At 70.3% G+C, this 25,896-nt stretch carries 18 protein-coding genes and 1 pseudogene; 10 read left to right on the forward strand and 9 right to left on the reverse strand.

Annotated features, from left to right (window positions below; all coding sequences use genetic code 11):
• Nucleotides 1-49: 49 nt before the first annotated feature.
• A complete protein-coding gene (locus tag ACG04Q_RS00435; RefSeq protein ID WP_394508813.1) occupies nt 50-1,138 on the reverse strand; it encodes an ANTAR domain-containing protein in 1,089 nt (362 codons plus the stop codon).
• 347 nt (nt 1,139-1,485) lie between these two features.
• Here ACG04Q_RS00435 and ACG04Q_RS00440 point away from each other — a divergent pair, with 347 nt between their 5' ends.
• The gene (locus ACG04Q_RS00440) at nt 1,486-2,742 is read left to right on the forward strand and encodes an MFS transporter (protein WP_394508814.1); all 1,257 of its coding nucleotides are present in this window, start codon (nt 1,486-1,488) and stop codon (nt 2,740-2,742) included.
• 12 nt (nt 2,743-2,754) lie between these two features.
• Here the strand turns inward: ACG04Q_RS00440 and ACG04Q_RS00445 are convergent, their stop codons facing one another.
• Nucleotides 2,755-4,512, reverse strand: coding sequence for a bifunctional protein-serine/threonine kinase/phosphatase (locus tag ACG04Q_RS00445; protein ID WP_394508815.1), 1,758 nt, complete (start codon nt 4,510-4,512; stop codon nt 2,755-2,757).
• A gap of 325 nt (nt 4,513-4,837) precedes the next feature.
• Here ACG04Q_RS00445 and ACG04Q_RS00450 point away from each other — a divergent pair.
• The 4 genes and pseudogenes from ACG04Q_RS00450 to cobA form a co-directional block, all read left to right on the forward strand.
• Nucleotides 4,838-6,052: pseudogene (locus ACG04Q_RS00450) on the forward strand (NAD(P)/FAD-dependent oxidoreductase); the annotation flags it as partial.
• A 43-nt stretch (nt 6,053-6,095) separates the two neighbouring features.
• A complete protein-coding gene (locus ACG04Q_RS00455; RefSeq protein ID WP_394508816.1) occupies nt 6,096-6,884 on the forward strand; it encodes a type IV pili methyl-accepting chemotaxis transducer N-terminal domain-containing protein in 789 nt (262 codons plus the stop codon).
• A gap of 15 nt (nt 6,885-6,899) precedes the next feature.
• A complete protein-coding gene (locus ACG04Q_RS00460) occupies nt 6,900-9,641 on the forward strand; it encodes a nitrate reductase (RefSeq protein WP_394508817.1) in 2,742 nt (913 codons plus the stop codon).
• Nucleotides 9,638-10,384: a uroporphyrinogen-III C-methyltransferase gene (cobA, locus tag ACG04Q_RS00465; RefSeq protein WP_394508818.1), complete on the forward strand. Its 747-nt coding sequence runs from the start codon at nt 9,638-9,640 to the stop codon at nt 10,382-10,384. Before ACG04Q_RS00460 ends, cobA begins: the two co-directional genes overlap by 4 nt.
• On the opposite strand, the gene ACG04Q_RS00470 is transcribed toward cobA, so the two are convergent.
• Entirely contained in the window at nt 10,371-11,921 is a 1,551-nt protein-coding gene (locus tag ACG04Q_RS00470) for a methyl-accepting chemotaxis protein (protein ID WP_394508819.1), read from the reverse strand. The two genes, cobA and ACG04Q_RS00470, sit on opposite strands and share 14 nt — an antisense overlap.
• A gap of 111 nt (nt 11,922-12,032) precedes the next feature.
• Here ACG04Q_RS00470 and ACG04Q_RS00475 point away from each other — a divergent pair, with 111 nt between their 5' ends.
• Complete coding sequence (locus ACG04Q_RS00475) at nt 12,033-12,797, forward strand: type III pantothenate kinase (RefSeq protein WP_394508820.1); 765 nt, start codon at nt 12,033-12,035, stop codon at nt 12,795-12,797.
• 2 nt (nt 12,798-12,799) lie between these two features.
• Here ACG04Q_RS00475 and ACG04Q_RS00480 read toward each other — a convergent pair whose 3' ends face one another.
• Nucleotides 12,800-13,174 carry a hypothetical protein gene (locus ACG04Q_RS00480; RefSeq protein WP_394508821.1) on the reverse strand — a complete coding sequence of 125 codons (375 nt, stop codon included), beginning with the start codon at nt 13,172-13,174 and terminating at the stop codon, nt 12,800-12,802.
• 164 nt (nt 13,175-13,338) lie between these two features.
• Here ACG04Q_RS00480 and ACG04Q_RS00485 point away from each other — a divergent pair, with 164 nt between their 5' ends.
• Nucleotides 13,339-15,435 (forward strand): winged helix-turn-helix domain-containing protein, encoded by a 2,097-nt coding sequence (locus ACG04Q_RS00485; RefSeq protein ID WP_394508822.1) that lies wholly within the window; start codon nt 13,339-13,341, stop codon nt 15,433-15,435.
• 35 nt (nt 15,436-15,470) lie between these two features.
• A complete protein-coding gene (locus tag ACG04Q_RS00490) occupies nt 15,471-16,844 on the forward strand; it encodes a phosphatase PAP2 family protein (protein ID WP_394508823.1) in 1,374 nt (457 codons plus the stop codon).
• Between the two features lie 63 nt (nt 16,845-16,907).
• Here the strand turns inward: ACG04Q_RS00490 and ACG04Q_RS00495 are convergent, their stop codons facing one another.
• Entirely contained in the window at nt 16,908-19,685 is a 2,778-nt protein-coding gene (locus ACG04Q_RS00495) for a hypothetical protein (RefSeq protein WP_394508824.1), read from the reverse strand.
• A 205-nt stretch (nt 19,686-19,890) separates the two neighbouring features.
• Between ACG04Q_RS00495 and ACG04Q_RS00500 the strand changes: the two genes are divergently transcribed.
• Nucleotides 19,891-20,541, forward strand: coding sequence for a helix-turn-helix transcriptional regulator (locus ACG04Q_RS00500; RefSeq protein WP_394508825.1), 651 nt, complete (start codon nt 19,891-19,893; stop codon nt 20,539-20,541).
• 81 nt (nt 20,542-20,622) lie between these two features.
• Complete coding sequence (locus ACG04Q_RS00505) at nt 20,623-21,255, forward strand: helix-turn-helix transcriptional regulator (protein WP_394508826.1); 633 nt, start codon at nt 20,623-20,625, stop codon at nt 21,253-21,255.
• A 6-nt stretch (nt 21,256-21,261) separates the two neighbouring features.
• Here ACG04Q_RS00505 and ACG04Q_RS00510 read toward each other — a convergent pair whose 3' ends face one another.
• The 4 genes from ACG04Q_RS00510 to ACG04Q_RS00525 all read right to left on the reverse strand — a co-directional run bounded on the left by ACG04Q_RS00510 (nt 21,262) and on the right by ACG04Q_RS00525 (nt 25,882).
• Nucleotides 21,262-22,062, reverse strand: a complete 801-nt coding sequence (locus tag ACG04Q_RS00510; protein ID WP_394508827.1) for a potassium channel family protein — start codon at nt 22,060-22,062, stop codon at nt 21,262-21,264.
• A 44-nt stretch (nt 22,063-22,106) separates the two neighbouring features.
• Nucleotides 22,107-23,420 carry an ATP-dependent protease ATPase subunit HslU gene (gene hslU / locus ACG04Q_RS00515; RefSeq protein ID WP_394508828.1) on the reverse strand — a complete coding sequence of 438 codons (1,314 nt, stop codon included), beginning with the start codon at nt 23,418-23,420 and terminating at the stop codon, nt 22,107-22,109.
• 82 nt (nt 23,421-23,502) lie between these two features.
• The gene (gene hslV, locus ACG04Q_RS00520) at nt 23,503-24,072 is read right to left on the reverse strand and encodes an ATP-dependent protease subunit HslV (RefSeq protein ID WP_394508829.1); all 570 of its coding nucleotides are present in this window, start codon (nt 24,070-24,072) and stop codon (nt 23,503-23,505) included.
• A 43-nt stretch (nt 24,073-24,115) separates the two neighbouring features.
• Nucleotides 24,116-25,882, reverse strand: coding sequence for a hypothetical protein (locus ACG04Q_RS00525; protein ID WP_394508830.1), 1,767 nt, complete (start codon nt 25,880-25,882; stop codon nt 24,116-24,118).
• Between the last annotated feature and the right edge of the window lie 14 nt (nt 25,883-25,896).

Here is a 25,896-nt window from a genome sequence, read left to right on the forward strand (position 1 = left end):
GGGAACGGATGGCTTTCCCTGACCATGCCGCCCGGACGCAACCCGAAGCTCACCCGAGGATCAGCTGCAGCGACCCCTGCAACGCCCGGATCAACGCCTCCAGCGCCTGCAGCAGCCGCTCGCTGCCCTGATGCATCCGTTGCACCGCGTCGCCCTGCTCCACGCGCAGGCCGCGCAGCAGCACCAGCCAGGCCTCGTCCACCGCGGCGAACGCCGGCTGCAGTGCCGGCCCGGCCAGGGGCGCGGCGCGCACCTCGTCGTAGGCCTTGATGAACTCGTCCAGCCCCGCCGCCAGGCCGCTGGCGTCATGCCCCGGCATCACCTGTGTCAGCAGGCCCTCCTTGGCCAGGCGCTGGCTCAGCAGCCGCAGCCGCGTCACCTGCGCCAGCAACCCCACGGGGCGCTGGCCGGCGCGCTCGGACAGGCGCGCCACCAGCGTCTCGCTGCTCTCCAGCAGGCGCTGCGCGGCGCGGTCGCTGCGGGCCAGGTCGGGCTGGCGGGCGGACAGCGCCGAGTCCAGCTGCGCCCAGGCCGCAGACACGGCGGCCAGTTCCTCCACCAGGTCGTGGCGCAGCAGCTCGCCCAGCCGCGCCAGGTTGGCCGCCACGCGCTCCACGGAGGCGTCCAGCAGCGCCTGCGCTTCGCGGCGCTCCGGCGGCGCAAGCCGCGGCCACGCGCGCAAGGCCTGCAGCTTGACGAGGCGCTGGCTCAGCATGCGCTGCGCGCCGGCGCGTTCCAGCGCCTCGGCCAGCTCGCTGGTGTGCACCACGCCGCGCGCCACCTCGGGCAGCTTGGACTGCGTCTGCATGGCCGTGTTGCGCAGCAGCGCGAAGGCCGCCGCCTCGTCGATGCCGCGGGCCTGCATCAGCAACCCCTTGGCACGCTCGGTCCACTTGCGCTCGTCGAGCTTGGCCTGCGCGGCGCTGTCGCGCGCCTGCAGCTGCGCCGCGAGGTCACGCGCCCACAGCAGCGCCTGTTCCACCGCAGCCGCATCGGCATCAGGTGGCAGCCACTGCAGCACGCCACGGGCCAGCAGCCGCTCGCGGTCGGCAGCACCCGGTGGCGGTGACAGCAGCACCACCGGCAGGCCGAAGGCCCGGTCGGTGTGCAGAAACTGCGCCAAGGCGGTGCGGTCCACGCACCAGAGCAGGCCCACAGCCGGCCCGGCATCGGGCGGCGCAGGCTCTGAAACGGTGCACACCCGCCAGCCTTGCGCCTGCAAAGACGCAGCGGAAGGCGGGGTGTCGGGACTGCAGATCAGCAGTGGCAGCGAGGGACTGGTGAGCGGTTCGGACATGGCTTCGGTGTTCACGCCCCAAAACGGCGCAAGAACCAGGCCAGCACCATGTCGATTGCAGGCATGGGGTTTGCTTTGAGCGGATGTGGCGCCTGCAAGGGTGCAGGCCGCATTCCCGCTGCAACGTCCTGCCGCCCTGGCACGACTGCGGGGCAGGCTCGCGTGGCAGCCAGCCCGAAGAGCCCAAGATGTCCGCACCGCTGAGTTTCAAAAATGCCGGCCACAGCCCCACGCTGTTCGCCGCCTTCCTGTATTTCGCGTTCTCCTGCTGCATCTGGGTGCTGAACGGCGCGCTGGCGCCGTTCATCAGCGAGGCCTACAACCTGACGCCGGCCCAGAAGGGGCTGATGCTGTCCATTCCCATCATGGCCGGCGCGCTGATGCGCTTCCCGCTGGGCCTGCTGTCGCAGTACATCGGCCGCAAGAACGCGACGCTGGTGGAGATGGGCATGATCGCCATCGCCATGCTGTACGGCTTCTTCATGGTGAAAGGCTACGACGACCTGCTGGCCATGGGCGTGCTGCTGGGCATCGCCGGTGCGAGCTTCGGCGTCGCCTTGAGCCTGGGCTCGGGCTGGTACCCGCCGCAGTACAAGGGCCTGGCGATGGGCCTGGTGGGCGCGGGCAACGTGGGCACGGCGGTCTCGGTGCTGGTGGCGCCGCCGCTGGCGCAGGCCTACGGCTGGCAGACGGTCTACGCCATCGCCGCCGCGGCCATCCTGCTGCCGATGATCGTCATGATCGTGTTCGCCAAGGAGCCGCCCGACGTCGACGCGCACGCCTCCCTGCGCGAGCACGTCGCCTGCCTGTTCGAGAAGGACGGCTGGGCCTTCAGCCTGATCTACGGCGTGACCTTCGGCGGCTTCATCGGCCTGACGACCTTCCTGCCCACCTACTACTACGACCAGTTCGGCGTCTCCAAGGTGCAGGCCGGCCAGCTGACGATGCTGGCGGCCTTCATGGGCGCGGCGGTGCGCGTCGTCGGCGGCGCGCTGTCGGACCGCCTGGGCGGCGTCAACGTGCTGACGCTGGTGCTCGTCGTCGTCGCCATCAGCCTGACCGGCGTGGGCCTGGCCAGCGGCTCGCTGGTGCTGACGACGCTGCTGCTCATCGTCTGCTTCGCGGCGCTAGGCGCCGGCAACGGCGCGCTGTTCCAGCTGGTGCCGCTGCGCTGGCCCGCGGCCACCGCCGTGGCGGGCTCCATGATCGGCGAGATCGGCGCCCTGGGCGGCGGCCTGGTGCCCAACCTGATGGGCCTGTCCAAGCAGCACGCCGGCACCTACCTGTGGGGCTTCGTCATCTTCGCCGTGCTGGCCGTGGCGATGCTGGGCGTCATGCGCGTGATGCAGATCCGCTGGACGCGCACCTGGGCCGAGAAGGGCGGCCGCGCCCGCCGCGCGGCGGTGGCCGCCGACGCTGAGCCGACGCACTACCAGCGCGTCTGAGGCCCGCGCGATTCAGCGCGGCAGGAACACCAGCCAGGCCATCAACAGCAGGTTGAACAGCACGGACACGCCGAACGCAATCTGCCAGCCCGACACGGCATCGCGCGCCGGGCGGGCGGTTCGCGGCGAGTCCACCGGGTGGTCGCGCGCAGCCAGCCGCTCCAGCGCCAACAGCAGCTCCTCGGCCGTCTCGTAACGCGCCCTGGCCTCGCGCGCGATGGCGCGCATGACGACACGCTCCAGCGGCATGGGCACGCTGGGCTGCAGCCGGCTGACGCTTGGGGGCTCGCGCCGGTAGCGGCCCAGCTGGTAGGGCTCGATCTCGCCATAGGGCAGCCGGCCGGTCAGCGCCTGGTAGAGCGTGACGCCCAGCGCGAACAGGTCGGAGCCGGCGTCGGGCGACGCCGGTGGGTCCTGCCACTGTTCGGGGTTGATGTAGCTGGGCGTGCCGGCATGCAGCTCGCGCGCCGCGGCCGATGAGCGGCGGCTCAGCGCCACGCCCAGGTCCAGCACGCGCCACTGGCCGTCGTCGCCCAGGTGCAGGTTGCCGGGCTTGAGGTCGCGGTGCACGACACCCGCCGCATGCAGCAGGCTCAAGCTCCGCGCCACGGCCATGCCCAGCGCCAGCGCCTGCGCCGCATCCAGCGGCCCCTTGGCCAGCAGTTGCTCCAGCGTGTGGCCCTGGTGCCAGTCGAACACGGCATAGAAGTGCGTGGCGCCATCGGCCGGCGCGTGCACGCGCACGAAGCCGCTGCTGGCGCCGCCGGCACCGCGCCGGTTGCGCGGCGCCTCGGCCAGGCGCAGGCCCAGCCAGATCTCGTGCGCCAGCATGGCCCGCTCCTCGGGGTCGTCGGCGCGGCCGGGGCGCAGCATCTTCAGCGCGACGAGCCGGCCCGTGGCCAGCTCGCGCGCCTGCAGCAGACGGTGTACGCCGTTGTCGGCCACCAGCGCGGTGACCTGGTAGCCGTCCAGTTGCGCACCGACGCCCAGAGGGCCGGGGCTGGGCAGCGTGCGGCCCAGCGCGGCGAGGTCGTTGAGACCGGGGTCGGCCAGGTCCTTGATGTCCAGCACCAGCGCGGTCGCGTTGTCGTGGCTGCCGGCGGCCAGCGCGGCAGCGGTCAGCGCGTCGGCGGCCGGCTGCGCGCCGGGCGTGGCGCGCAGCAGGTCGGCAATCTGGCGGCCGCGCAGCGCGCCGTGCACGCCGTCGCTGGTCAGCAGCAGGCGGTCGCCCACCTTGAGCTCGCCCTCGCTGTGGTCCAGCCGCAGCGCGTCGTCCAGACCCAGCGCGCGCGTCAAGCCGGCGAAGTCGCGCCGCTCCATGCGGTGGTCCTGCGTCAACAGCAGGCACTGGCCGTCGCGCAGCAGCCAGGCGCGGCTGTCGCCGATGTGGGCCAGCGCGTAGCGGCGGCCGCGCAGCGCGACGGCGGTCAGCGTCGTCAACGCCTCGCGCGGCTGGCCGTCGGGGCCGGGGCGGCGGTTGTGCGCGGCCAGCCAGGCGTTCTGATGGCCCAGCAGCCGGTCCAGCGCGACGCTGCTGTCCCAGTCCGCGGGCACGGCGTGGAAGTCGCGCAGCAGGCTCATCACCGAGGTCTGCGCAGCCATCAGGCCATCGCCCGCGCTGTTCTCGCCGCCGCTGACGCCGTCGGCCAGCGCCGCCACCCAGCCCCGCTCGGCCTCGTGCGCGGCGGGTGCCTGCACGCCCGCAAAGTCTTCATTGCGTGCGCGTTTGCCCTGCAGGCTGGACAGGCCGGTATCGAGTTCGAAGCGCATGGGTGTGGATGGTCTCTGCGTTGTGCGGGCCGAGCGCCGGGCCGCTCCCAAGCCGGCCCGCCTGGGCGATGTGCTTGCGGCTCAACGCCGCAAGCATCGCCGTCCCCTCGGGGGACCGCTCAGCCCGCCTGCGTTCAGCAGGCGCGGGCTGAGCGAGGGGCACCATTTTCGGGATGAGCGCACCCTCACCGGGCTCCATTGCGCTTCGGCGTGGGGCGCCGCGGTTCGCTTTTCGCGCTGCGGCAGGTCTGGAGGCCAGCTTCATCGCTGGCACATGGCTTGCAAAGCAAGTGGCAGACCAGCTCGGCAGTAAGGGGTTCGCGGCATGAAGAAGATGAAGCTCGTGATGATCGGCAACGGCATGGCCGGCGTGCGCACGCTGGAGGAGCTGCTGAAGATCTCGCCGGACCTCTACGACATCACCGTCTTCGGCGCCGAGCCCCACCCCAACTACAACCGCATCCTGCTCAGCCCGGTGCTGGCCGGCGAGCAGACGCTGGACGAGATCGTGCTGAACCCGCTGTCCTGGTACGCGCAGATGGGTATCACGCTGCATCTGGGCAAGGCGGTCACGGCGATCGACCGCCAGCACCGCCGCGTCATCGCCGCGGACGGCACCGTGGCCGAGTACGACCGCCTGCTGATCGCCACCGGCTCCAACCCCTTCGTGCTGCCGGTGCCGGGCAAGGAGCTGGACGGCGTCATCGCCTACCGTGACATCGCCGACACGAACACGATGATCGAGACGGCCACCAAGTACAAGCACGCCGTCGTCATCGGCGGCGGCCTGCTGGGGCTGGAAGCGGCCAACGGGCTGATGCTGCGCGGCATGCAAGTCACCGTCGTGCACCTCGTCGACACGCTGATGGAGCGCCAGCTCGACACCGTGGCCGGCGGCCTGCTGCGCCAGTCCCTCGTCGAGCGCGGACTGAACTTCATGCTGGGCGCGCAGACGCAGGCGCTGCTGGGCGGCGAGACCGGCCGCGTGCGCGCCGTGCAGCTGCGGCTTGCCAGTGGCGACAACGCCGAGGTGCCGGCCGACCTCGTCGTCATGGCCGCCGGCGTGCGCCCCAACACCGCGCTGGCCGAACAGGCCGGCCTGCTGTGCAGCCGCGGCATCGTCGTCACCGACACGATGCAGACCGTCACCGACCCGCGCATCTACGCCGTGGGCGAATGTGCCGCGCACCGCGGCGTGGCCTACGGCCTGGTAGCGCCGCTGTTCGAGCAGGGCCAGGTGCTGGCCACGCACCTGGCCCAGGTGGGCATCGGCCGCTACCTGGGCTCCGACGTCTCCACCAAGCTCAAGGTGACCGGCATCGACCTGTTCTCGGCCGGCAATTTCAGCGGCGGCGCCGGCACCGAGGAAATCGTGCTCAGCGACCCCTTGACGGGCGTCTACAAGAAGCTGGTGATCCAGAACGACCAGCTGGTGGGTGCCTGCCTGTACGGCGACACGGTGGACGGCAGCTGGTACTTCAGGCTGCTGCGCGAGAAGCGCGACATCAGCGGCATCCGCGACCGGCTGATGTTCGGCGAGGACTACGCCAACGCACGCGCATGCGTCGCCTGAGGACCGCGACATGAGCATGAATCGGCGTCACGCGCTGCTGGCCGGCCTGACCCTGGCCGGCGCCCTCCCCGCGGCCCATGCGCGCATCGCGCAGCTGGGCGATGCCATCAACAAGGCCGGCGCGCAGCGCATGCTGAGCCAGCGCATGGGCAAGGCCTGGCTGGGCCAGCTGCGCCCCGAGCTGGCGGACCGGGCGCGCCAGGTGCTGCAGGCCAGCGAGGCGCGCTTCGAGGCGCAGTTGACGGAGCTGCTGGCCTTCGCGCCCACGCCCGAGATCGCCGGCAGCTACAAGGCGATGCAACACCGCTTCGCCGACTACCGCGCACTGCTGCAGAGCTCGCCCAGCCGCGAACGCGTGGACGAGCTTCTGAAGACCTCGGGCGAGATGCTGAGCCTGGCCCAGGTGGCCACCGCCCAGCTGCAGGAGCGCTCCGGCGAGGCCAGCGCGATGCTGGTCAACCTGGCCGGACGCCAGCGCATGCTGTCGCAGCGGCTGGCGCTGTTCTTCCTCGCCGACCAGCAAGGCGCGAGGCCCGACCTGGTGCGCCGCGAGACGGCCCAGGCCCGCGCTGATTTCGAAGCCGCGATGCGCCTGCTGGCCGACGCCCGCGAGACAACGCCCGCCATCCGCGCCAACCTGGAGCTGGCACGCAGCCAGTGGGTCTTCCTGCAGGCAGCGCTGGCCGGCCAGAGCCAGGGCCCCAAGGCCGCCGGCGAGGTGTTCGTGGCCAGCGAGAACCTGCTGAGCGTGATGGAGACCGTGACGGGCCAGTTCGCCCGCCAGGTCTCCCAGGTCTGAACGCAGCACAAGAACATGCAAGAAACCAAATCGACCTGCCCCTACTGCGGCGTCGGCTGCGGCGTCGTCATCGAGCACGACGGCGCGCAGATCACCGGCGTGCGCGGCGACCCCGACCACCCGGCCAACTTCGGCCGCCTGTGCACCAAGGGCACCAACCTGCACCTGACGGCCACGCCGGTGGTGCTGCAGCACCAGCGCCTGCGCGAGCCGGCAAAGCGCGCGGCCCGCGGCGCCACGCCCGAGGTCATCGGCTGGGACCAGGCCAACCGCGAGATCGCCGAGCGGCTGCTGGCCATCCGCGCTCAGCACGGCCCCGAGGCCATCGGCGTCTACATCTCCGGCCAGCTGCTGACCGAGGACTATCACGCGTTCAACAAGCTGGCCCGCGCCGTCATCGGCACGCCGCACATCGACTCCAACTCGCGGCTGTGCATGAGCTCGGCCGTCGTCGGCTACAAGCAGTCGCTGGGCGCCGACGCGCCGCCGTGCAGCTACGAGGACATCGAGCTGGCGGACTGCGTCCTCGTCAGCGGCGCCAACCCGGCCTGGGCGCACCCCATCCTGTTCCGCCGGCTGGAGGCCGCGCGCGGCGGCAAGCCCGCGCACAAGCTCATCGTCATCGACCCGCGCCGCACCGAGACCGCCGAGCTGGCCGACCTGCACCTGCAGCTGCGCCCCGGCACGGACGTGGCGCTGAGCCACGCGCTGCTGCACGCCGTCATCGCGCGGGGCTGGGTGGACGAGGCCTTCATCGCCGCGTCCACCACCGGCTTCGACGCGCTGCAGGCGCTGGTGGCCGACTGGCCGCCCGCCCGCGCGGCCGAGGTCTGCGGCGTGGCCGAGGCCGACATCTGGCGGGCCGCCGAATGGTTCGCCACATCGCCCGCCTCGCTGAGCCTGTACTGCCAGGGCCTGAACCAGAGCAGCGCCGGCACGGCCAAGAACACCGCCCTCATCAACCTGCACCTGGCCACCGGGCAGATCGGCCGCGCCGGCGCGGGCCCGTTCTCGCTGACCGGCCAGCCCAACGCGATGGGCGGCCGCGAGAGCGGCGGCATGGCCACGCTACTGCCCGGCCACCGCGACCCCGGCAACGCGGCCGACTGGGCCGAGATCGAGGCGCTGTGGGGCGTGCAGGGCCTGCCCGGCCGGCGCGGCCACACGGCCGTCGAGATGTTCGAGGCCGCCGCGCGCGGCGAGATCCGCGCACTGTGGATTGCCTGCACCAACCCGGCCCAGTCCATGCCCGACCAGGCCACCGTGCGCGCGGCGCTGGAGCGCTGCGAGCTGGTCATCCTGCAGGAGGCCTTCGCCCACACGGCCACGGCCCGGTACGCCGACTACCTGCTGCCCGCCGCCACCTGGGGCGAGAAGGAAGGCACCGTCACCAACAGCGAGCGCCGCATCAGCCGCGTGCGCGCCGCGGTGCCGGCCGCCGGGGCGGCCCGCCCCGACTGGCGCATCGCCCGCGACATCGCCGCGCTGATCGATGCCGGCCTGGGCCGCGCCCCGCGCATCGACGCAGACACCGCCGAAGACCTGTGGCTGGAGCACCGCGCCGCCACGCGCGGCCGCGACCTCGACATCACCGGCCTGAGCTGGGCGCTGCTGGACGCCACCGGCCCGCAGCAATGGCCCTTCGTCACCGGCGGCACGCCGCGGCTGTACACCGACGGCCGCTTCGCGACGCCCGATGGCCGGGCCCGCTTCATCGCGCGCTCGTTCGCGGCCACTGCCGAGGCCACATCGCCTCAGCGCCCGTTCGCGCTCACCACCGGCCGGCTGCGCGACCAGTGGCACGGCATGAGCCGCAGCGGCAGCGTGCCGCGACTGTTCGCGCACGAAGGCCGGCCGCTGGTACGCATCCACCCCGGCGACGCCGCCCGGCGGCAGCTGACCGCTGGCGAGCTGGTGCGGGTGCGCTCGGAGCGCGGCGAGGTGGTGCTGCCGCTCGCGCTGGACGGAAACATCGCATCCTCGGGTGCCGACATCGCGATGCACTGGGGCGACGAGTTCATCGGCGCGCAGCTGGGCATCAACGCCGTCACGCAGGGCGCCTTCTGCCCCGACTCCAAGCAGCCCGAGCTGAAGTTCAGCGCCGTCGCCATCGAGCCGGCCGAGCTGCCGTGGCGGCTCAGCGCCTGCGCCTGGGTGGCGCCCGAGGACGGCCCGCGCCTGCGCGAGCGGCTGCGCACGCTGATGCCGCAGTTCGGCTACGCGCACTGCCTGCCCGAGCCGGGCCCTCAGGGGTCGGTCGGCTGGGCCTTCGAGGCGGCCAGCGCCGACGCGCCCGCGCCGGCGCTGGTCGACGAACTGGCGGCGCTGCTGAACCTGACCGGCGCCGACGTGCTGCGCTATGCCGACACGCAGCGCCGCCGGCTGCGCCTGCTGGCACTCGACGCGGGCGAAGCACAGGGGGCGCCACTGCGCGCGCTGCTGCGCGTGGGCCTGCAGGACGAGGGCGCCTGGCTGGTGGATCTGTGGCGCACGCGTGCAGCCGCCAGCGCCGCCGGCCGCTGGCTGCTGTCCCCCGACGCGCCACCCGCCACCACCGCGCCCGCGAGCCCGCAGGTCTGCAACTGCTTCGACGTGCGCGAGGACGTCATCCGCTTCACGCTGCAGCGCTGCAGCGGCACGCCGGCCGAGCGCCTGGCGCAGCTGCAGGGCGAGAAGAAATGCGGCACGCAATGCGGCTCCTGCCTGCCGGCGTTGCGACGGCTCGTCGCCGCCACACCCGAGGAAGTTCCCGCATGACCTCCATCGTTTCCCTCGTCGGCGCCGGTCCCGGCGACCCGGAACTGCTGACCGTGCGCGCCGTGAAGCGCATCGAGGCGGCCGATGTCGTGCTGGCCGACGACCTCATCGACCCGCGCGTGCTGGCCCTCGTCAAGGGCCGGCTGCTGCGCGTCGGCAAGCGCGGCGGCTGCATCAGCACCGACCAGCACTTCATCCACGCGCTGATGATCCGTGAGGCGCAAGCCGGCCACCGCGTCGTGCGCCTGAAGGGCGGCGACCCGTTCGTCTTCGGCCGTGGCGGCGAGGAAGTCGACGCGCTGCGCGCCGCCGGCCTGGACGTGGAGGTCGTGTCGGGCCTCACCAGCGGCATCGCCGGACCGGCTGCGGTGGGTATCCCGGTCACCGACCGGCGCGCGTCGCCCGGCGTCATCCTCGTGACCGGACACCCTGGCGAAGGACGCGCCGAACCCGACTGGGCGGCACTGGCGCGCACGGGGCTCACGCTGGTCATCTACATGGGCGTGGCCCGCGCCGCGCACATCACCGCGCAGCTGCTGGCCGCCGGCCTGCGGCCCGACCTGCCCGCGGCCATCGTCAGCGCCGCCCACACGGCGCGCCAGCAGCACGCGGTGACGACGCTGGCCGGCCTGCCGGACTGCATCGCCCGCGAGGGCCTGCGCAGCCCGGCGCTGCTGGTGGTCGGCGAGGTGGCCGCGCACGCGGCGGCCGGCCACATCGAATCGCTCGTCAGCTCAGCTTGAAGCTGGACACCAGCCCCGCCAGCCTCACCGCCTGCTCCTTCAGCGATTGAGCTGCCGCGGCGGACTGCTCCACCAGGGCGGCGTTCTGCTGCGTCATCTGGTCCAGCTCGTTCACGGTGCCATTGACCAGCGCGATGCCCTGGCTCTGCTCGGCCGCGGCGGCGCTGATCTCGCCGATCATGTCCGTGACGCGCTGCACCGAGCCGACGATGTCGGTCATCGTCGTGCCGGCATCGTTGACGAGATGGGTGCCCGCCTCGACGCGCTCGACGCTGGCACTGATGAGCGCCTTGATCTCGCGCGCCGCTTCCGCCGAGCGCTGCGCCAGCAGCCGCACCTCGCCGGCCACGACGGCAAAGCCGCGGCCCTGCTCGCCGGCACGCGCCGCCTCCACGGCCGCGTTCAGCGCCAGGATGTTGGTCTGGAACGCGATGCCGTCGATGGTGCCGATGATGTCGGCGATCTTCTTGCTGGCCGTGTTGATCTCGCCCATCGTGCTGACGACGCGCGACACCACCTCGCCGCCACGCCCCGCCGTCTCGGCCGCGGCGCCGGCCAGCTGCTTGGCCGTCATCGCCGAGTCGGCGCTTTGGCTGACGGTGCCGGTCAGCTCGCTCATGGAACTGGACGCCTGCTGCAGGTTGGACGCGGTCTGCTCGGTACGCTGACTCAGGTCCATGTTGCCGGTGGCCACCTCGGTAGACGCGACCTGGATGCTCTCGGCCGACTCGCGCACCTGACCCACGATGCCGGACAGCGACTTCTGCATCGCCACCAGCGCCAGCATCATCTCGGCGGACTCGTCGGTGCCGCTGACCTCGGGCGCCCGCGACAGGTCGCCACCGGCCATGCGCTCGGCAAAGCCCTTGGCCGCCATCAGCGGGCCGATGATGGAGCGCGAGATGCGCACCGCCAGCGCGCCACCGATGACGACGCAAGCGACGAAGGCGACGATGAAGGCGACGGAGACGCCACTCACCAGGCTGTTGACCTGCGTGAAGACGGCGTCGCCGCGCGCCTTCAGGTCGCTCTCGATGTTGTTGAGCATCGCCAGCGCGGGGTCGTAGGCGGCATCGGCGCCCTTCATGGCCTCGAACGCTTCCTGCGCATCGGGGTAACCGTCAGCGGTCAGCTTGTCGGCCACCGGCAGCACGGCCTTGCGGTAGTCGGCCATCAGGCCGCGGAACTTGACCAGGCCCTGCTTGCCCTTCTCCTCGGTGGAGATGGCGCCGAACTCATCCATGGCCTTGTCCAGCCCTGCCTGCATGGCCTCCCAGTCCTTGCGGGCGCGGGCGGTGCCTTCCTTGTTGAAGATGGAAGCCACCATCGTCGACGTCGCCGTCTTGCTCTGCAGCAGGTAGCTGCGCGCCGCGACCGTGACGTTGGACGCCGGGATGAGCCTCTGCGTGATGCCCTGGATGGCCTTCTGCGATACGTTCAGCCCGAAGCCGCCAACGACCGCCAGCATTGCGGTCAGCAGCAGGATGAGGCCGAAGGCCAGCCAGAGCCGGGCTTGGATGCGGAGGCGACGCAGCATGGAAAGTCTCCTGGAGGGCACGCGCGAAGCTGACGATTGAAGCAGAAACCCCCGGGTGGCACAGCAACACCTGCTGGTAGGCTCGCGGCATCGTTCACGCCACGGCCCACCATGAGCTTTCTGGCCATCGACATCGGCAACACCCGGCTCAAATGGGCCGTCTACGCGAGCGGCGCCGAGCCCGGCAGCCCGCCGTTGCAGCACGGCGCCGTCTTCCTGGAGAACATCGACCGCCTGGCCGACGAGGACTGGCAAGGCCTGGCCCCGCCCACGCGCGTGCTGGGCAGCAACGTCGCCGGCGACGCGGTAAGACGCCGCGTCGAGGAGCAGATGGAGCACTGGGACCTGACGCCGCGTTGGGTCGTGCCGTCAGCCGAGGCGGCTGGCATCCGCAACGGCTACGACCACCCCACCCGCCTGGGCGCCGACCGCTGGGTGGCCGTCATCGGCGCGCACGCGCACGCCAGGAAGCGCGGCTTCGAAGGCCCGGTGCTGACCGTCATGGTAGGCACAGCGGTGACGGTGGACGCGCTGTCCACCGACGGCCAGTTTCTCGGCGGCTTGATCCTGCCGGGTCACGGCATCATGCTGCGCGCGCTGGAAGGCGGCACCGCCGGCCTGCGCGTGCCCACCGGCGAGGTGCGCGACTTCCCCACCAACACCAGCGACGCACTGACGACGGGCGGCACCTTCGCCATCACCGGCGCCATCGAGCGCATGCACCGCCTGCTGCGCCAGCGTGAAGGCCGCGAGCCGCTGCTGCTGATGACTGGCGGCGCCGGCTGGAAGGTCGCGCCGGCGCTGGATGCGCCGCATGAACTGGTCGAAGGGTTGATCTTTGACGGGTTGCTGGCGGTGGATGCGGCGCGTGGCTGACGCTATTCGACGTTGAGCAAGGCCGCCAGGCTGCCCTGCTGCATCTCCAGCCGCAGCAGCCGGTCGGCCAGCGCCACCTCCCATAGGCGCTCGCCGGCCAGCGCATCGACGTCGTCCGGCTCGCTGGCACGCCCCTCACCGAAGACGCTCAGCACCAGCGCCTCGTCGAGCCGCCGGAACTGGCCGTTGCGGCGATAGCCTCTCACGAGCGCAAAGCCCACCGGACCCTCCGGGTCCAGACCCAGCCCGAGGTCTCCGCGCGGCGACAGGTCCGTGATGCACACACCGTACAGGCAGACGCTGCGGTTCAGCGACAGCACGTCGGTCATCGTGATGCCGGCGGCGCCCGTGGGGTCCTGCAAGGGTACTCGGGCCATGTCTCGCTCCTCTCCTGATGTTGTGGTTGCTTCTGCCACGCTGCCGTCAGCGCGATGGCCTAAGCTAGGCGGGCCGAACTGGCGCGTCATCCGCATCGCTGATGACGCGCGCCTGTCCGCGCTGCGGCAGGCCACAACGAACAAGAGCTTTGAGGAGCCGTCGGGTGACACAGGTGAGGGTGTTCCAGCAATTCGAGATCCGGCCGGAGGCGCGCCAGCTGATCGTGGGTGGCGCGCCAGTGGGCATCGGCGCGCGCGCCTTTGACGTGCTGCTGGCGCTGACCGAGCGCGCCGAGCGCGTCGTCAGCAAAGCCGAACTGCTGGACCTGGCCTGGCCCGGCGTGGTGGTGGAAGAGAACAACCTGACGGTGCAGATCTCCGCGCTGCGGCGCGTGCTGGGCCACGAAACCATCGTCACCGTCACCGGCCGCGGCTACCGGCTCAAGGCCACGCCCGTGGACACGCCAGCCCCCGAGCAACCCACACCCGGCGGGCGCGACGACACGGCGCCCCGCCTGCAGCGGCGGCTGGCCGTCATCGTGCAGGCCGAGGTGGTGGGCTGGCCGCGCCTGGTGTCGCGTGACCCCACCCGCGCAGCGACCACGTGGAAGCGCATCCGCGTCGACCTGATCGAGCGCAGCCTGCCGCAGTTCGGCGGCCGCGCGATTGAGCTCACGGCCGAGCGGCTGCAGTTGGAGTTCGGCAGCGCCGTGGAGGCGGTGGCCTGGGCCGTCGAGCTGCAGGAAGCGCTGGCGGAACGCCGCCAGGCCGCGGACCCGGCAGAGAACCCGGCTTTCCATGTGCGCATCGGCATTGCTGTGGATGACGTGATCGTGGACGACGGCAAACTGGTCGGCGACGGCGTCAACGTGGCGGCCGACCTTCAACTCAGCGCCGTGCACGACGAGATCCTGACCACCCAGAAGGTGTGCGACTTTGTCGCCGACAAGATCGCGGTGAGCTTCGAGCCGCTGGGCCAGCGCGTCATGCAGAAATCGCAGCGGCCGGTGAATGTGCTGCGCATCTCGGCCGGCGCGCGGCGCCACATCGTCACGGCGCTGCGCCCGGCCGGCGTGCGGGTGGCGTCGCTGGCGGTGCTGCCGTTCGCCACGGAAGGCCCGGCTGCCGACGCCTACTTCGGCGAGGGTGTCACCGAGGAGATCATCGCCACGCTGTCCCTGAACCGCGCGCTGTTCGTCATTGCCCACGGCTCCACCCTGCGCTATCGCGGCCACGACCTGAACCCCGCTGCGATAGCTGCCGAACTGGGCGTGCGCTACCTGGTGACGGGCCGTGTGCGACGCGCCGGCTCGCATGTGCGCATCCACGTCAGCCTGATCCACGCCGCCGACCAGCGGGTACTGTGGCAGCAGCCTTTCGACGGCGTCGTCGAAGACCTGTTCGCCTTCCAGACCGACATTGCCGCCAAGGTGGCCGCTGCCGCGGCCCCCCAGGTGCAGGACGAGGAAGTGGCCCAGGCTCGCCAGCGCCCCACCGACAGCCATGACGCCTACGACTGCGTGTTGCGCGCGCTGGCCGGGATGCACAAGCTTGGCGCACCTGAGTTCGATGCTGCGGGCAGCCTGCTGCTGCGCGCCGTCGAGCTGGACCCCGGCTATGCCCAGGCCCATGCCCATCTGGCCTGGTGGTACAGCCTGCGGCAGTTCGACGGCCAGTCCAGCCCCAATGGCCGGGAAGGTCATCTGGCGCTGGAGCATGCGCTGCAGGCGGTCCGGCTGGACGGGCGCGACGCCTGGGTGCTCTCGGTGGCGGGCTACATGCTGTCGCTGCAGAGGCAGCATGACGAGGCGCTGGACTTGTTCGAGAAGGCCCTGACGCTGAACCCCAGCTGCGCGGCCGCCTGGGCGCGTAGCGCGGCCACGTTGTTTTATGTCGGCCGCGCCGAGGAGGCACTGGAGCGCCTGGACCGCGCGATGCGCCTGAGCCCGTTCGACCAGCACCTGTTCTGGCATCTCACCATCTGCGGCGGCGCCAGTTTCGTGGCCCGCCGCTACGACGAGGCCGCCGGCTGGCTCGGCAAGGCGCTGCGGCTGAACCCCGGCTTCAACGGCGCGCGCCGGCTGCAGATCGCCGCACTGGCCAGGACCGGTGAACTCGCCGAGGCGCGCGCGCTGGCCGATCAGTTGCTCATCGACTGCCCGGGCTTCTCGGTGGAGGAGTTCGGGCGCTGGTCACCGCTTCAGCGCCCGCATCTGGCCGACCTGCTGTCCGCGCTGCGCCTGGCCGGGCTGCCGGGCTGACGTCAGCACCGCTTCATTCACCCCAGGAGGAAGACATGGTTTGGAATGCCCAGAACAGTCCCTACAGCTTCAACGTGTCACCCAACGTCTCGCCGAACGTCTCTCCCAACGTGTCGCCAAACGTTTCCCCGAACGTGTCGCCCAACGTCTCCCCCAACGTTTCGCCGAACGTCTCTCCCAATGTGTCACCCAATGTGTCGCCGAATGTGTCGGCGAACGTTGGCGCCTTTGTGATGCCCTCCATGGCGGCCACCGCGGTCGCGGTGCCGGTGGCCGTGGCGGCGCACAACACGGGTGCCGGCGGCGCCACGGGCAGCGGCTTCATCGGCGGCTACGGGCAGGTGGCCCGCTTCGAGTACGCGACGCCGGCTGGCCTGTCGCCGCTGCCCTGGGTGATGGATTTCGCCGAGGGCGACGGCTGGCCATCGTTCCCCGATGCGCTGCGCATCAACCCTTACGCGTACCCTGACAAGCCGCTGGAATGGCAGCCCGGCGACTGGGACCCCGCGCTGCGCTTCTGGTCCCTGGACTTCGACCCCCAACTCACCGAATGGCTGCAGGATCTGAACCTTGGCGCCCCGTCGGTGATGGCCGCCCGCGAGTTCGCGCGCTTTCACGAGCATTGGCGGGCAAAGCCGACATCCACCGATCGCTACGCGCCGTCCGAGCCTTCGGAGATGCAACTGGAGTTCGAGCGAGACGAGGGCCTGTTGATGTGGCGCCCCGCGAAGCCTGGAGGCCGCGACGAATGCGTTGCCGCGGCACTGGTGGTCAGGCGAGAACTCGACGAGATGGTCGATCTGATGCGCGACGACCGCATGCGCTACCTGGAGGAACTGGCCCAGCAGTCGGGCCAGATCGTGCCCTACTTCGTGCACCTGATGGGCATCAACCCGGTCAACAAGCCGTGGACGATGGAGCTGATGAACTGCGCCAGCGCCATCGGCAACCTGGTGAAGATGCAATACAAGTCGCACTATCGGCGCGTGCGTCCTTCCTTCCTGTGTCCGGGGCTGACCCCGCCCTGGGGCCCGCCGCAGCATCCGTCCTTCCCCAGCGGCCACTCGACGGTGGCGCACCTGACGGCACTGCTTCTGTTGGAGGTGAAAGGCATCGCCCAGCGTTTCGGTGTGTTCGCGCCGAACGGCGGCCGAGGCGACAAGCCCACCAAGAGTGATTTCCTGGCGCTGCACTACGGCGAGAACCAGCGATCGCCGCTGCTGTGGCTGGCCTGGCGCATCGCCAAGGGCCGCGAACGCCTGGGCGTCCACTACGCCAGCGACAGCGCCGCTGGCCGCCGCCTGGCGGCGCTGGTCTGGGATCGCTGCGCCCCCGCAGATGCCGCGTTTCCCGTGCCCGCATTGCAAGCGGTGCTGGCACGCGCCAAGGCCGAGTGGCCTGAGCTGTAGCCAAGCGGCGCGATGAAAAACGGGCCCGCGGGCCCGTTGGTCGTTCTGCCGGTACCGCCCTAGCTAGAGCGGTGCCAGCGCCAAGTTGTTGTCGTGCGCCACCAGTTCCAGCACCTCGGCCCACGTCGACGGCGGCGCTTCGGCGGTGAGGTTGGACGGGTCGGCGGGCGCATGGACGCTCACCAGCACCCACGCGGCATCAGCGGTTCCAGATGGGGCCTGCAGCCTGAATTCCACATTGCCACCGCCGGCGACGGACTGCGGCCTGACGGCGCTCTTCGCGGCCACCCAGCGCACGCGGCTGGCTGAAGGGGTGTCCGACGTCCACCACCACTGCACGACCGTGCCAGCAGCGGGCTGCGCCCCGCGATTGCCCACTCTCACGAGGAGCTGCGCGCCAGCCCGCTTGATCCAATCACGGTGCGCATGCCAGCGTTCGTTTGCACCGACGCGCAGCGGCACCGGTGCATAGCCGCCATCGCCAGCGCGGCCATCGTCGCCCCGGCGGTCGGCGATGAAGACGTCCACGCGTGGCGGCTTGCCGGGCCCCTCAGCGGTGTCGCGCGGATCGTCGGTGGCATACAACCCCTGCTGCTCGAAGGCCCACCGGATGACCTTGTGCACGCGCCCGCCCTGGCGCCGCACGCTGCGAGCATTGAGGTTGAAGGGCCAGGCGGCCTCGACGTTCCAGGCCCCCGTGCCCAGATCGGCGTCGATCAGCGCACCGACGAACTGATCGGCCGTCCGCGCCGGCGCCAGTGTGTCTGGGCCCAGCAGCGAGATGCCGTGCATGATCAGGTAGACGCAGTAGTCCGATGCCGACAGGCGCGTCAGCTCGTCCTCGAGCGCCTGCGCATCAGATGCGTCCTGATCGCGCGTGTCCCCACCCAGGCTGCGGTACAGCCGGAACAGCGACGACGACATCAACTGCTCGCCGAAGTAACTGTGGTGATACCGCTCCAGTGACGCGGTGAAGTCCAGCCGCGTCAGGTTACGGCAGCCGCACCACGCGTAGCTGCCCAGCGGCGAGCGGCCATGGCTGCGACCAGGCACCTCGACCCACGGGTAGGTGACGTAACGGATCGGCGCGTCGGGATCTGCGCCGGCAGCAAGCCGCGAGATCGGGTCGGCCACGATGGCGGCCAGTGCGTCGCCAGCACTGTGAGCGAACGGAAACTCCAGCTCGCCGGTGCTGGCGAAGTTCAGCACATGGCCGAACTCGTGCCAGGCCCAGCGCGGGTCGCTGGCGACGCTGAGGTACTGGGCCTTCAGCCGGCCGACCATTGGGCCTTGGTGGCCGTCGTCGGCCGTCAAGTGCAGCTTGCGGCGGTGCACGGGATCGGCCGATCCGTAGTTCACCAGCAACTGCAAGGGATCACTTGGCAGTGGATGCCCATCGGTGCCGTTGAGGTCGCCCAGGAAAGGGCGTACTTCGGCGCTGGGCAATTCGCCGTCGGGCGCCCAGCGCATAGCCGGCCGCACCCGGTGCACCAGCGGCAGGCGTGCAAACCGAAAGTACTCACCCGGACTGAGCCCGTAGGCCAGCATGCGGCTGAACAGTTCGGCCGCCCGCAGATGGGCGTCGATCGCTGCCTGCTGGTCGGACCTGACCGGCGGTTCGGTATCGTCGCCAGCCGTGACCACCTCGCCCTTGGAGGCGACCGTGCAACCGCCCAGCCTGGCCGTGCTGCGGGCGCTGGCCGCCCGGACTTCGAAGAGCCCGGCATGATCTGCGTCGCTGAACTTCAGCAGGTCGCCCGCCACCAGCTCGGCGTCCACGGCATCCCTGAAGCTGCCGAGCTCATCGTCGCTCAAGGTGGTACGCCGCCGAGCCAGCGAATCTCGAGGGCGTTGCAGATATGGCAGGTCCGGCACCAACTTCCCGGCAGGGAGTGGCGACTCCCGGGACGCGGCATCCTGGACGAAGCAGCTCAACGTCCTCGGCTTCGTCTCGGCGACGCCGGCACCGATCACCAGGTCGCGATGAATCTCCACGAGCTTCACGGTGCGCGAGCCCGAGTCGACCGCGAGCTCGACGCGAAAGTCGTAGGTGAGCGCCCGGGCGGCGCGCTTCGAAGGCCGCCCCTTTGCCGACTGCGGCCACCGCAACGCATAGCCCGATGCAGTCAAGCGGTTGGGCGGCGCATCGGCACGGTCGGTCTTCTCGATGTTGGCAACCCAGACCGCACCCTCGCAGTCCAGCCCGCGCCCGATCTCCTTGCGTACATCGCTCACGAGGTTGAAGTCCGGCTCGCCCGCCAAGCTCTGCCACGGCACAACCTCCAGGGCACGGCGCGTGGTCAGCCCCGCCAAAGTGACACCATGGATGCGAACCTCGTTGCCCTCGTGCAACTGCATCACGATGCGCAACCCCATGTCACTGCCCACCTGCAATTGCGTCTTCGTGTCCACCGAGCCTGCCAGCAGCACCAGCAGACTGGGCGTGACGGCCGGCGCACCTGCCGCGGCACGGCGCTCGACCAAGAACGAACCTAGGGGACGACGGATGCTCTTAGGCGGCGCCAGCTCGGTGCATGGCAGCCAGCCGAAGCCACTTCGCTCGGCACTGCCCGTCTGCTCAAGCGCCTTCCGAATTTCGGGATGCAGCCACTCCCCCGGCCTGAACTGAAGCGCTGCCTGCAGAGCATCCAGGTACTCAAGCCCGATGCGACAACAACCCTCGTTGAAATCGCCAAGGACGTTGTGGACAACGTAGGGCCAGCCAGGATGGCGCACCATGCCCACCACGTCCCGCAGCGTGAATGGGTCGACGATGGTCTCGACGTGAAACGCGTCGAACGGTGGCGGACTGCTCTTGCTGTCCCATTGGCATGCGGGCATGGACTCCCTCCCTCGGTTTCACTTAGCAACGTTTAGAGCTTCCTTAGCAAGCGCGTAAGGATTATTTCGGCGCGTCGCCAGAGACTGCATGCACAACTGGTAGGAGAACTGCATGCTTGATTCGCCGACACGAACCGATGGCACCGCCCCCGCCACGACCGGCTTGCGCCCTGCCCGTCCGCTTCCAAGCGCCACCACGCCCTTGGTGCGACCAGCCGGCCTGGACACGTCCGAGTTCGCCGAGATCCTGGAAGAGCTGGACACCGGCGTCATCGTCTGCAGCGAGACCGGCCGGCTGGCCCTGGCCAACAACGTGGCGCGGCGCGAACTGCTGAGCGGGCGACCGCTGGCGGTCGACAACACTGGGCTCATCTATCTCGCGGCAGACGCCCAACCCGCCTTGCGCCAGTGGCAGGCCGCGCTGCATGCAGCCACGCTGAGCCGCCAGCGTCAGATGCTGGCCCTGAGCGACGGCACCCAACGGCTGATGGTCTCGGTGATGCCGCTGGGGCAGCAGCCCCGTTGGGCTCTGGTGATGCTGGGCCGCCGCCAGCCCGCGCCGACGCTGGCGTTGGAAATGCTGGGCAGCCTCTACGCCCTGACCGGCGCCGAACAGCAGGTGCTCGTCGGCCTTCTGGCCGGCCAGCGCGTGGAAGCGATTGCCTGCGAACGCGGCGTCGCGGTGGCCACGCTGCGCTCCCAGGTGGGGTCCATCCGCGAGAAGCTGGGCGCCGGCCGGCTTGAAGACCTGGTGCGGCTGGCCGCGGGTCTGCCGCCCATGAGCAGCGTGCTGCGCAGCCCGCCGATATGGGCAGCCGGCGTGCCTCGCGACTGCACCGAACCTCGGGCCGCCTGAGCGGCGCACCTGGCCCCGTTCAGGCGCCGCCTCATCTCAATGGACCGGAACAGGCCCAATACCCTCCTCCATGGTGGTCCCATGCTGCAAGCTCTCTACACCGACATCTCCGATCAACACCCGGCCATCCAGGCCCGGGCCCATGTCGTGCTGGGCGCCTTACCCCAGCCGCTGCTGGTACTGCTGCGCGACCGCCGCCTGCTGTTCGCCAACACCAGCGCCGAGCGCCTGCTGGCCGAACAGCTGGGCCAGGTCCGCGCCGACCACCTGATGAGCCTGGGCCAGCTCGGCGCCGCCCAGCTCGGCGAGGTGCTGACCCAGGCCGTGCAGGGCACGTCGTCCCGCACAGGCCTGTGGTTCACCCCCAGCCTCGCTACCGGCTGGCTGCATGCGGCGCCGCTGGCGCCGGCCATCGCGCAGGCCTGCGACTGGCCGCTGCAAAGCGTGCTGCTGGCCGTGCACCTGGACCAGCCCGCGCTCACGCAGGCGGCGCGCATTGATGCGCTGACCCGCCAGTGCCGCCTCAGCCAGGCCGAACGCCATGTGCTGCTGCTGTTGGCCGACGGCGAACCCGTGGACGCGACGTCGCGCCACCTGGGGCTGTGCGTCAGCACCGTGCGCAGCCATGTGCGCAGTCTGCTGGGCAAGACGCAGGCACCCAACCTGATGCAGTTGCTGCGCTGGACCGGCAGCGCAGCCCCGCTGCCGCACTGAAGCCGTCTACCGGCCGCCGGCACCGGGCGGCCCACCGCGCAGCGCCGCGATCTCGCGCCGCAGCGCACCGACCTCGGCATGCAGTTCACGCAGGATGTCGTGCTCCACGCGCCGCTCGGTGGTTTCGACGCGCGTCTCGACCCACATGGCCGCGATGGCCGCCGTGACCAGCGACAGCACCGCGTAGCCCAGCAGCACGACGAAGACAGAGAAGATCTTGGCCGCCGGTGTGCTGGGCACGATGTCACCGTAGCCCACCGTGGCCGCGGTCGTGAACGCCAGCCACAGCCCGTCGCCCAGCGTCAGGACGCGTGGTTCCAGCGCCCAGAACCCGACGCCGCAGAAACACAGCACGGCAAACGCCAGCAACAGCAGATAGACCAGGCCGCCCCGTGTCAGCCATGGGCGCAGCATCCAGGCCATGCGCACCACGCTGAGCAATGCAACAGCCAGACGCACCGCCAGGCTCAGCGGAGACGCCACGCTGGCCGGCAGCAGTGCCGAGAGCACGAAGCCGCCGATCAGCGCCAGGTCCAGCGCATTGCGTCGCAGGTGCTGGCGCGGATGGTCCAGCAGGCGGCACACCCGCCACAACGCCAACCCCAGCAGGCCGGCGGCCAGCAGGTAGATCGCCGTGGCCAGCGGCGTCGGCAACTGCTCCAGCAGCTCGATGTAGAAGGCCGGGATGGTGCACAGCAGCGCCGCCAGCACGGGCCAACGCCAGCGCTGCATCTCGCGGCTGGCGCCCGCGCTGGCCCCCGGGGGGCGCGACAACCCCCAGGCACGGGAGGGGGCTGGCCTGGTCATGCGCCCAGCCTAGCGCCGGCCGCCGTGCGACGGCTTGCGCCAGCTCAAAGGATGAAGCGCGACAAGTCCTCGTTGGCCGCCAGCGCGCCCAGCTTGGCCTCCACGGCGGCCGCGTCCAGCGACAGCGTCTGGCCCGAGCGGTTGGGAGCGTCGAAGCTGATCTCGTCCAGCAGCCGCTCCATGACCGTGGCGAGGCGCCGCGCGCCGATGTTCTCGGTGCGCTCATTCACCTCGAACGCGATCTGTGCGATGCGGCGGATGGCGTCGTCCTGCAGGTCCAGCGCGACGCCCTCGGTGGCCAGCAATGCCTGGTACTGCTTGACCAGGCTGGCATGCGTGCTCTTCAGGATGGCCTCGAAATCGGCCACCGACAGCGAGTCCAGCTCCACCCGGATGGGCAGCCGGCCCTGCAGCTCGGGAATCAAGTCGCTGGGCTTGCTGAGGTGGAAGGCGCCGCTGGCGATGAAGAGGATGTGGTCGGTCTTCACGAGGCCATACTTGGTCGAGACGGTCGTGCCCTCAACCAGCGGCAGCAGGTCGCGCTGCACGCCCTGGCGCGACACCTCCGCGCCGCCATGCTCCTGACGCGACGCCACCTTGTCGATCTCGTCGATGAAGACGATGCCCATTTCCTGCGCGTTGGCGAGCGCGGTCGAGCGGATCTCCTCCTCGTTGACGAGCTTGGCGGCTTCCTCGTCCACCAGCAGCTTCATCGCCTCGCCGATCTTCAGCTTGCGTGTCTTCTTCTGGCCGGCGCCGAACTGGCTGAACATGCCCTTGAGCTGCTCGGCCATGTCCTCCATGCCGGGCTGGTTGCCGAACGGCGTCAGCACCTCCAGGCTGGGCTTGGGCGCCAGCAGGTCCAGCTCGATGTCCTTGTCGTCGAGCTGGCCCTCACGCAGCTTCTTGCGGAAGGACTGGCGCGTCGCGTTGTCGGCGTCGGAGCCGGGCAGCAGCACGTCGAGGATGCGCTCCTCGGCGGCGTCCTCGGCGCGCGTCTGGCAGCGGCGCATGGCCACCTCGCGCTCCTGCTTGACGGCCACCTCGACGAGATCGCGGATGATGGAGTCCACGTCCTTGCCGACATAGCCCACCTCGGTGAACTTGGTCGCCTCCACCTTGATGAAGGGCGCGCCGGCCAGCCGGGCGAGGCGGCGGGCGATTTCGGTCTTGCCGACACCGGTCGGCCCGATCATCAGGATGTTCTTGGGCGTGATCTCTCCACGCAGCTTGTCGTCCACCTGCTGGCGGCGCCAGCGGTTGCGCATCGCGATGGCGACGGCGCGCTTGGCGGCGTTCTGGCCGACGATGTGGCGGTCCAGCTCGGAGACGATTTCCTGAGGCGTCATGCTGCTCATTGGAGCCCCTCGTTCGATGAGACCTTCGACCGATCCCCCAGCGGGAGGGTCACCTGCTTGGGGCGGGCCGGCGCTGCGTGACTCATTCGAGCACCTCGAGGGTGTGGTTCTGGTTGGTGTAGATGCAGATCTCGCCGGCGATCTCCAGCGACTTCTTGACGATGTCGGCGGCGCTCAACTCGGTGTTGGCCAGCAACGCCTTGGCAGCGGCCTGCGCAAAGGCGCCGCCCGATCCGATGGCGACGATGCCCTGCTCGGGCTCCAGCACGTCGCCGTTGCCGGTGATGATCAGCGAAGCGGTCTTGTCGGCCACGGCCAGCATGGCCTCCAGGCGGCGCAGCACGCGGTCGGTACGCCAGTCGCGCGTCAGCTCGACGGCAGCCCGAACGAGGTGGCCCTGGTGCTTCTCCAGCTTGGCCTCGAAGCGCTCGAACAGCGTGAACGCATCGGCCGTGGCGCCGGCGAAACCGGCCAGCACCTGGTCCCGGTAGAGCTTGCGCACCTTGCGCGCGCTGGCCTTGACGACGGTGTTGCCCAGCGTCACCTGGCCGTCGCCGCCGATGGCAACCTGCCAGCCGGTCGGCGTCTGGCGGCGCACCGAGACGATGGTGGTGCCGTGGTAGACGGCAGCAGAGGAGGAATCAGAAGACATAGGCCGTTCCAGATGAGGTTCGGCCCGAGTTTCGCAAGACCGGTCAGTTGATTCTGACTTTCACCTTGGCGTGCTCATTGATGCCCATCGCACCGAAGAACAACGCGACCAGCCGATGGGCGTCGTTAAAGACCACCGTGCGGTTCTCGCTGCGGCGCTGCAGCACCCAGTTCAGCAGATCACCGGCAGCCATGAAGTCCAGGCGGATCAGCTTGGTGCAGGAAATGTTGACAAGCGTCGCCTCGCCCACCTCGCCACCCATGACGCGCAGCGTCTCCGAGATGTCGCCGCTGAGCTGGCCCAGCAGCTCCAGCTGCGCCGCCACGTTGGCCGGCTCGTGCACGCTGGTATCGAGGAACGAAGACTGCGCCTCGGCCTGCATGGTGCTGGTGGCCGGGCTGTTCGTCGAAGAGCCCTCACCGCCGATGCGCACGCGGCACTTGGCACGCTCCCAGGACGGCGGCGAGACCTCGTAGGTCACGCAGTAGTCGATGGCGGCCTCATCGAACTGGTCCGGCCGGTTGGCCAGGCGCAGCGCCTCCAGGCGCAGCATCCACTGCGCGGGGTCGGTGTCGCGCTCGCCGACGGGGGCCAGTTCCTTGAGCTGGTTCAGGAAGTGATCGCCGCCCATCCAGCGCTGGTCGACCTGCTGCTGGGCCCAGTGGCGGAACAGCTGGCGCAGCTGGATGGCGGCCTCGATCTCGATGTCGTCCAGCGGGCTCCAGTCGAACACCCACGGCATGGGCAACGTCTCGCTGCGCTTTTGCAGCAGCGCCACGTCCTCGGCCGTCAGCAACGACGGCGCCGTCCAGCTGACCTGGCCCGCCTTGCCCATGGGCGTGCGGTTGGCCTGGCGGGTGGACTCGGCCACCAGCTTGGGCATGGAAAACCACTGTGGCGCCGACAGGCCGAACTGCTGCGCGTACTCGACGGCCAGCACCTCAAACTTGCCCTGGGCGCCAGTGGCCCGGTAGTGGTCGAACAACACCAGCCACGTCTCGCCGTGCAGGTTGCGGCTGCCGCCCGGGCGCACCAGCTCGGTCAGCGCGCGCTCGCTGCTGTCGTAGTCGGCGTTCGCGAAGGCGATGACGGCCTCGTCCAGCTCCGGGTCGTGCACGACCTCCTGCACCTCCAGCGGCGCACCACCAGGCTCGGCCAGCGTGAAGGACAGCGGCATGTCCAGCGGCGGCAGGTCGGGCAGGCGGCTGGCCGGCGAGTCGGACAGCGGCGAGATGGCTGCCCCCATCGTCACGGCCGCGGGTGGCGTGGGCGCAGACAGGCGCTGCACCTCCTGCGGCGTGGAGAACTCGCTGACGCGACCGCCGGACGCATCCATGGCCGGCGCCGCCGCCACGGTGGACGCGAACGCCACCGGGCGCGTGCTGGTCTCGAAGAAGCCGGGCTGCTGCTTGGGCACCGCCTGCGTCGTCGCAAAGCTCTCGCCCACCATCTGCTGCTCGATCTCGTCGATCTTGGCCTTCACGCCGAGGTCGATCTTGGAGCTGGGTTCGCTGATGCGCTCGTCGTCACCCATGCGCGACGGCGACGACGCCAGCGCGGCCAACTGCTCCGGCGTCAGGCCTTCGCGGCGGATGCGGCGCAGCATGTCGAGCTCGCGCTTGCGCACGAAGTCGTTGCGGCGCTTGCGCTCCACCATGGCGCGCAACTCGGCCTTGGCGAGGTCGCCCTCGGGGTCGTCCTGGCGCGAGTTAATCTCGGACCAGTCCGTCGTCGGGTTGGCAACGAAGCGCGCAACCTTGCGGAAGAAGCTGTCGCCTTCCTTGGGATCTGCGGGCTTGGACTCGGTCATGAGATGTGCTGAGG

Origin of the sequence: Pelomonas lactea, assembly GCF_043555885.1 — a bacterium.
Classification (GTDB): domain Bacteria; phylum Pseudomonadota; class Gammaproteobacteria; order Burkholderiales; family Burkholderiaceae_C; genus Pelomonas; species Pelomonas lactea.

Bases quoted from the DNA above. Each gene is read 5' to 3' on its own strand.
- ACG04Q_RS00440 (WP_394508814.1), top strand. From the start codon at position 1,486: ATGTCCGCACCGCTGAGTTTCAAAAATGCCGGCCACAGCCCCACGCTG.
- ACG04Q_RS00445 (WP_394508815.1), bottom strand. From the start codon at position 4,512: ATGCGCTTCGAACTCGATACCGGCCTGTCCAGCCTGCAGGGCAAACGC.
- ACG04Q_RS00455 (WP_394508816.1), top strand. From the start codon at position 6,096: ATGAGCATGAATCGGCGTCACGCGCTGCTGGCCGGCCTGACCCTGGCC.
- ACG04Q_RS00460 (WP_394508817.1), top strand. From the start codon at position 6,900: ATGCAAGAAACCAAATCGACCTGCCCCTACTGCGGCGTCGGCTGCGGC.
- cobA (WP_394508818.1), top strand. From the start codon at position 9,638: ATGACCTCCATCGTTTCCCTCGTCGGCGCCGGTCCCGGCGACCCGGAA.
- ACG04Q_RS00470 (WP_394508819.1), bottom strand. From the start codon at position 11,921: ATGCTGCGTCGCCTCCGCATCCAAGCCCGGCTCTGGCTGGCCTTCGGC.
- ACG04Q_RS00475 (WP_394508820.1), top strand. From the start codon at position 12,033: ATGAGCTTTCTGGCCATCGACATCGGCAACACCCGGCTCAAATGGGCC.
- ACG04Q_RS00480 (WP_394508821.1), bottom strand. From the start codon at position 13,174: ATGGCCCGAGTACCCTTGCAGGACCCCACGGGCGCCGCCGGCATCACG.
- ACG04Q_RS00490 (WP_394508823.1), top strand. From the start codon at position 15,471: ATGGTTTGGAATGCCCAGAACAGTCCCTACAGCTTCAACGTGTCACCC.
- ACG04Q_RS00495 (WP_394508824.1), bottom strand. From the start codon at position 19,685: ATGCCCGCATGCCAATGGGACAGCAAGAGCAGTCCGCCACCGTTCGAC.
- ACG04Q_RS00505 (WP_394508826.1), top strand. From the start codon at position 20,623: ATGCTGCAAGCTCTCTACACCGACATCTCCGATCAACACCCGGCCATC.
- ACG04Q_RS00510 (WP_394508827.1), bottom strand. From the start codon at position 22,062: ATGACCAGGCCAGCCCCCTCCCGTGCCTGGGGGTTGTCGCGCCCCCCG.
- hslU (WP_394508828.1), bottom strand. From the start codon at position 23,420: ATGAGCAGCATGACGCCTCAGGAAATCGTCTCCGAGCTGGACCGCCAC.
- hslV (WP_394508829.1), bottom strand. From the start codon at position 24,072: ATGTCTTCTGATTCCTCCTCTGCTGCCGTCTACCACGGCACCACCATC.
- ACG04Q_RS00525 (WP_394508830.1), bottom strand. From the start codon at position 25,882: ATGACCGAGTCCAAGCCCGCAGATCCCAAGGAAGGCGACAGCTTCTTC.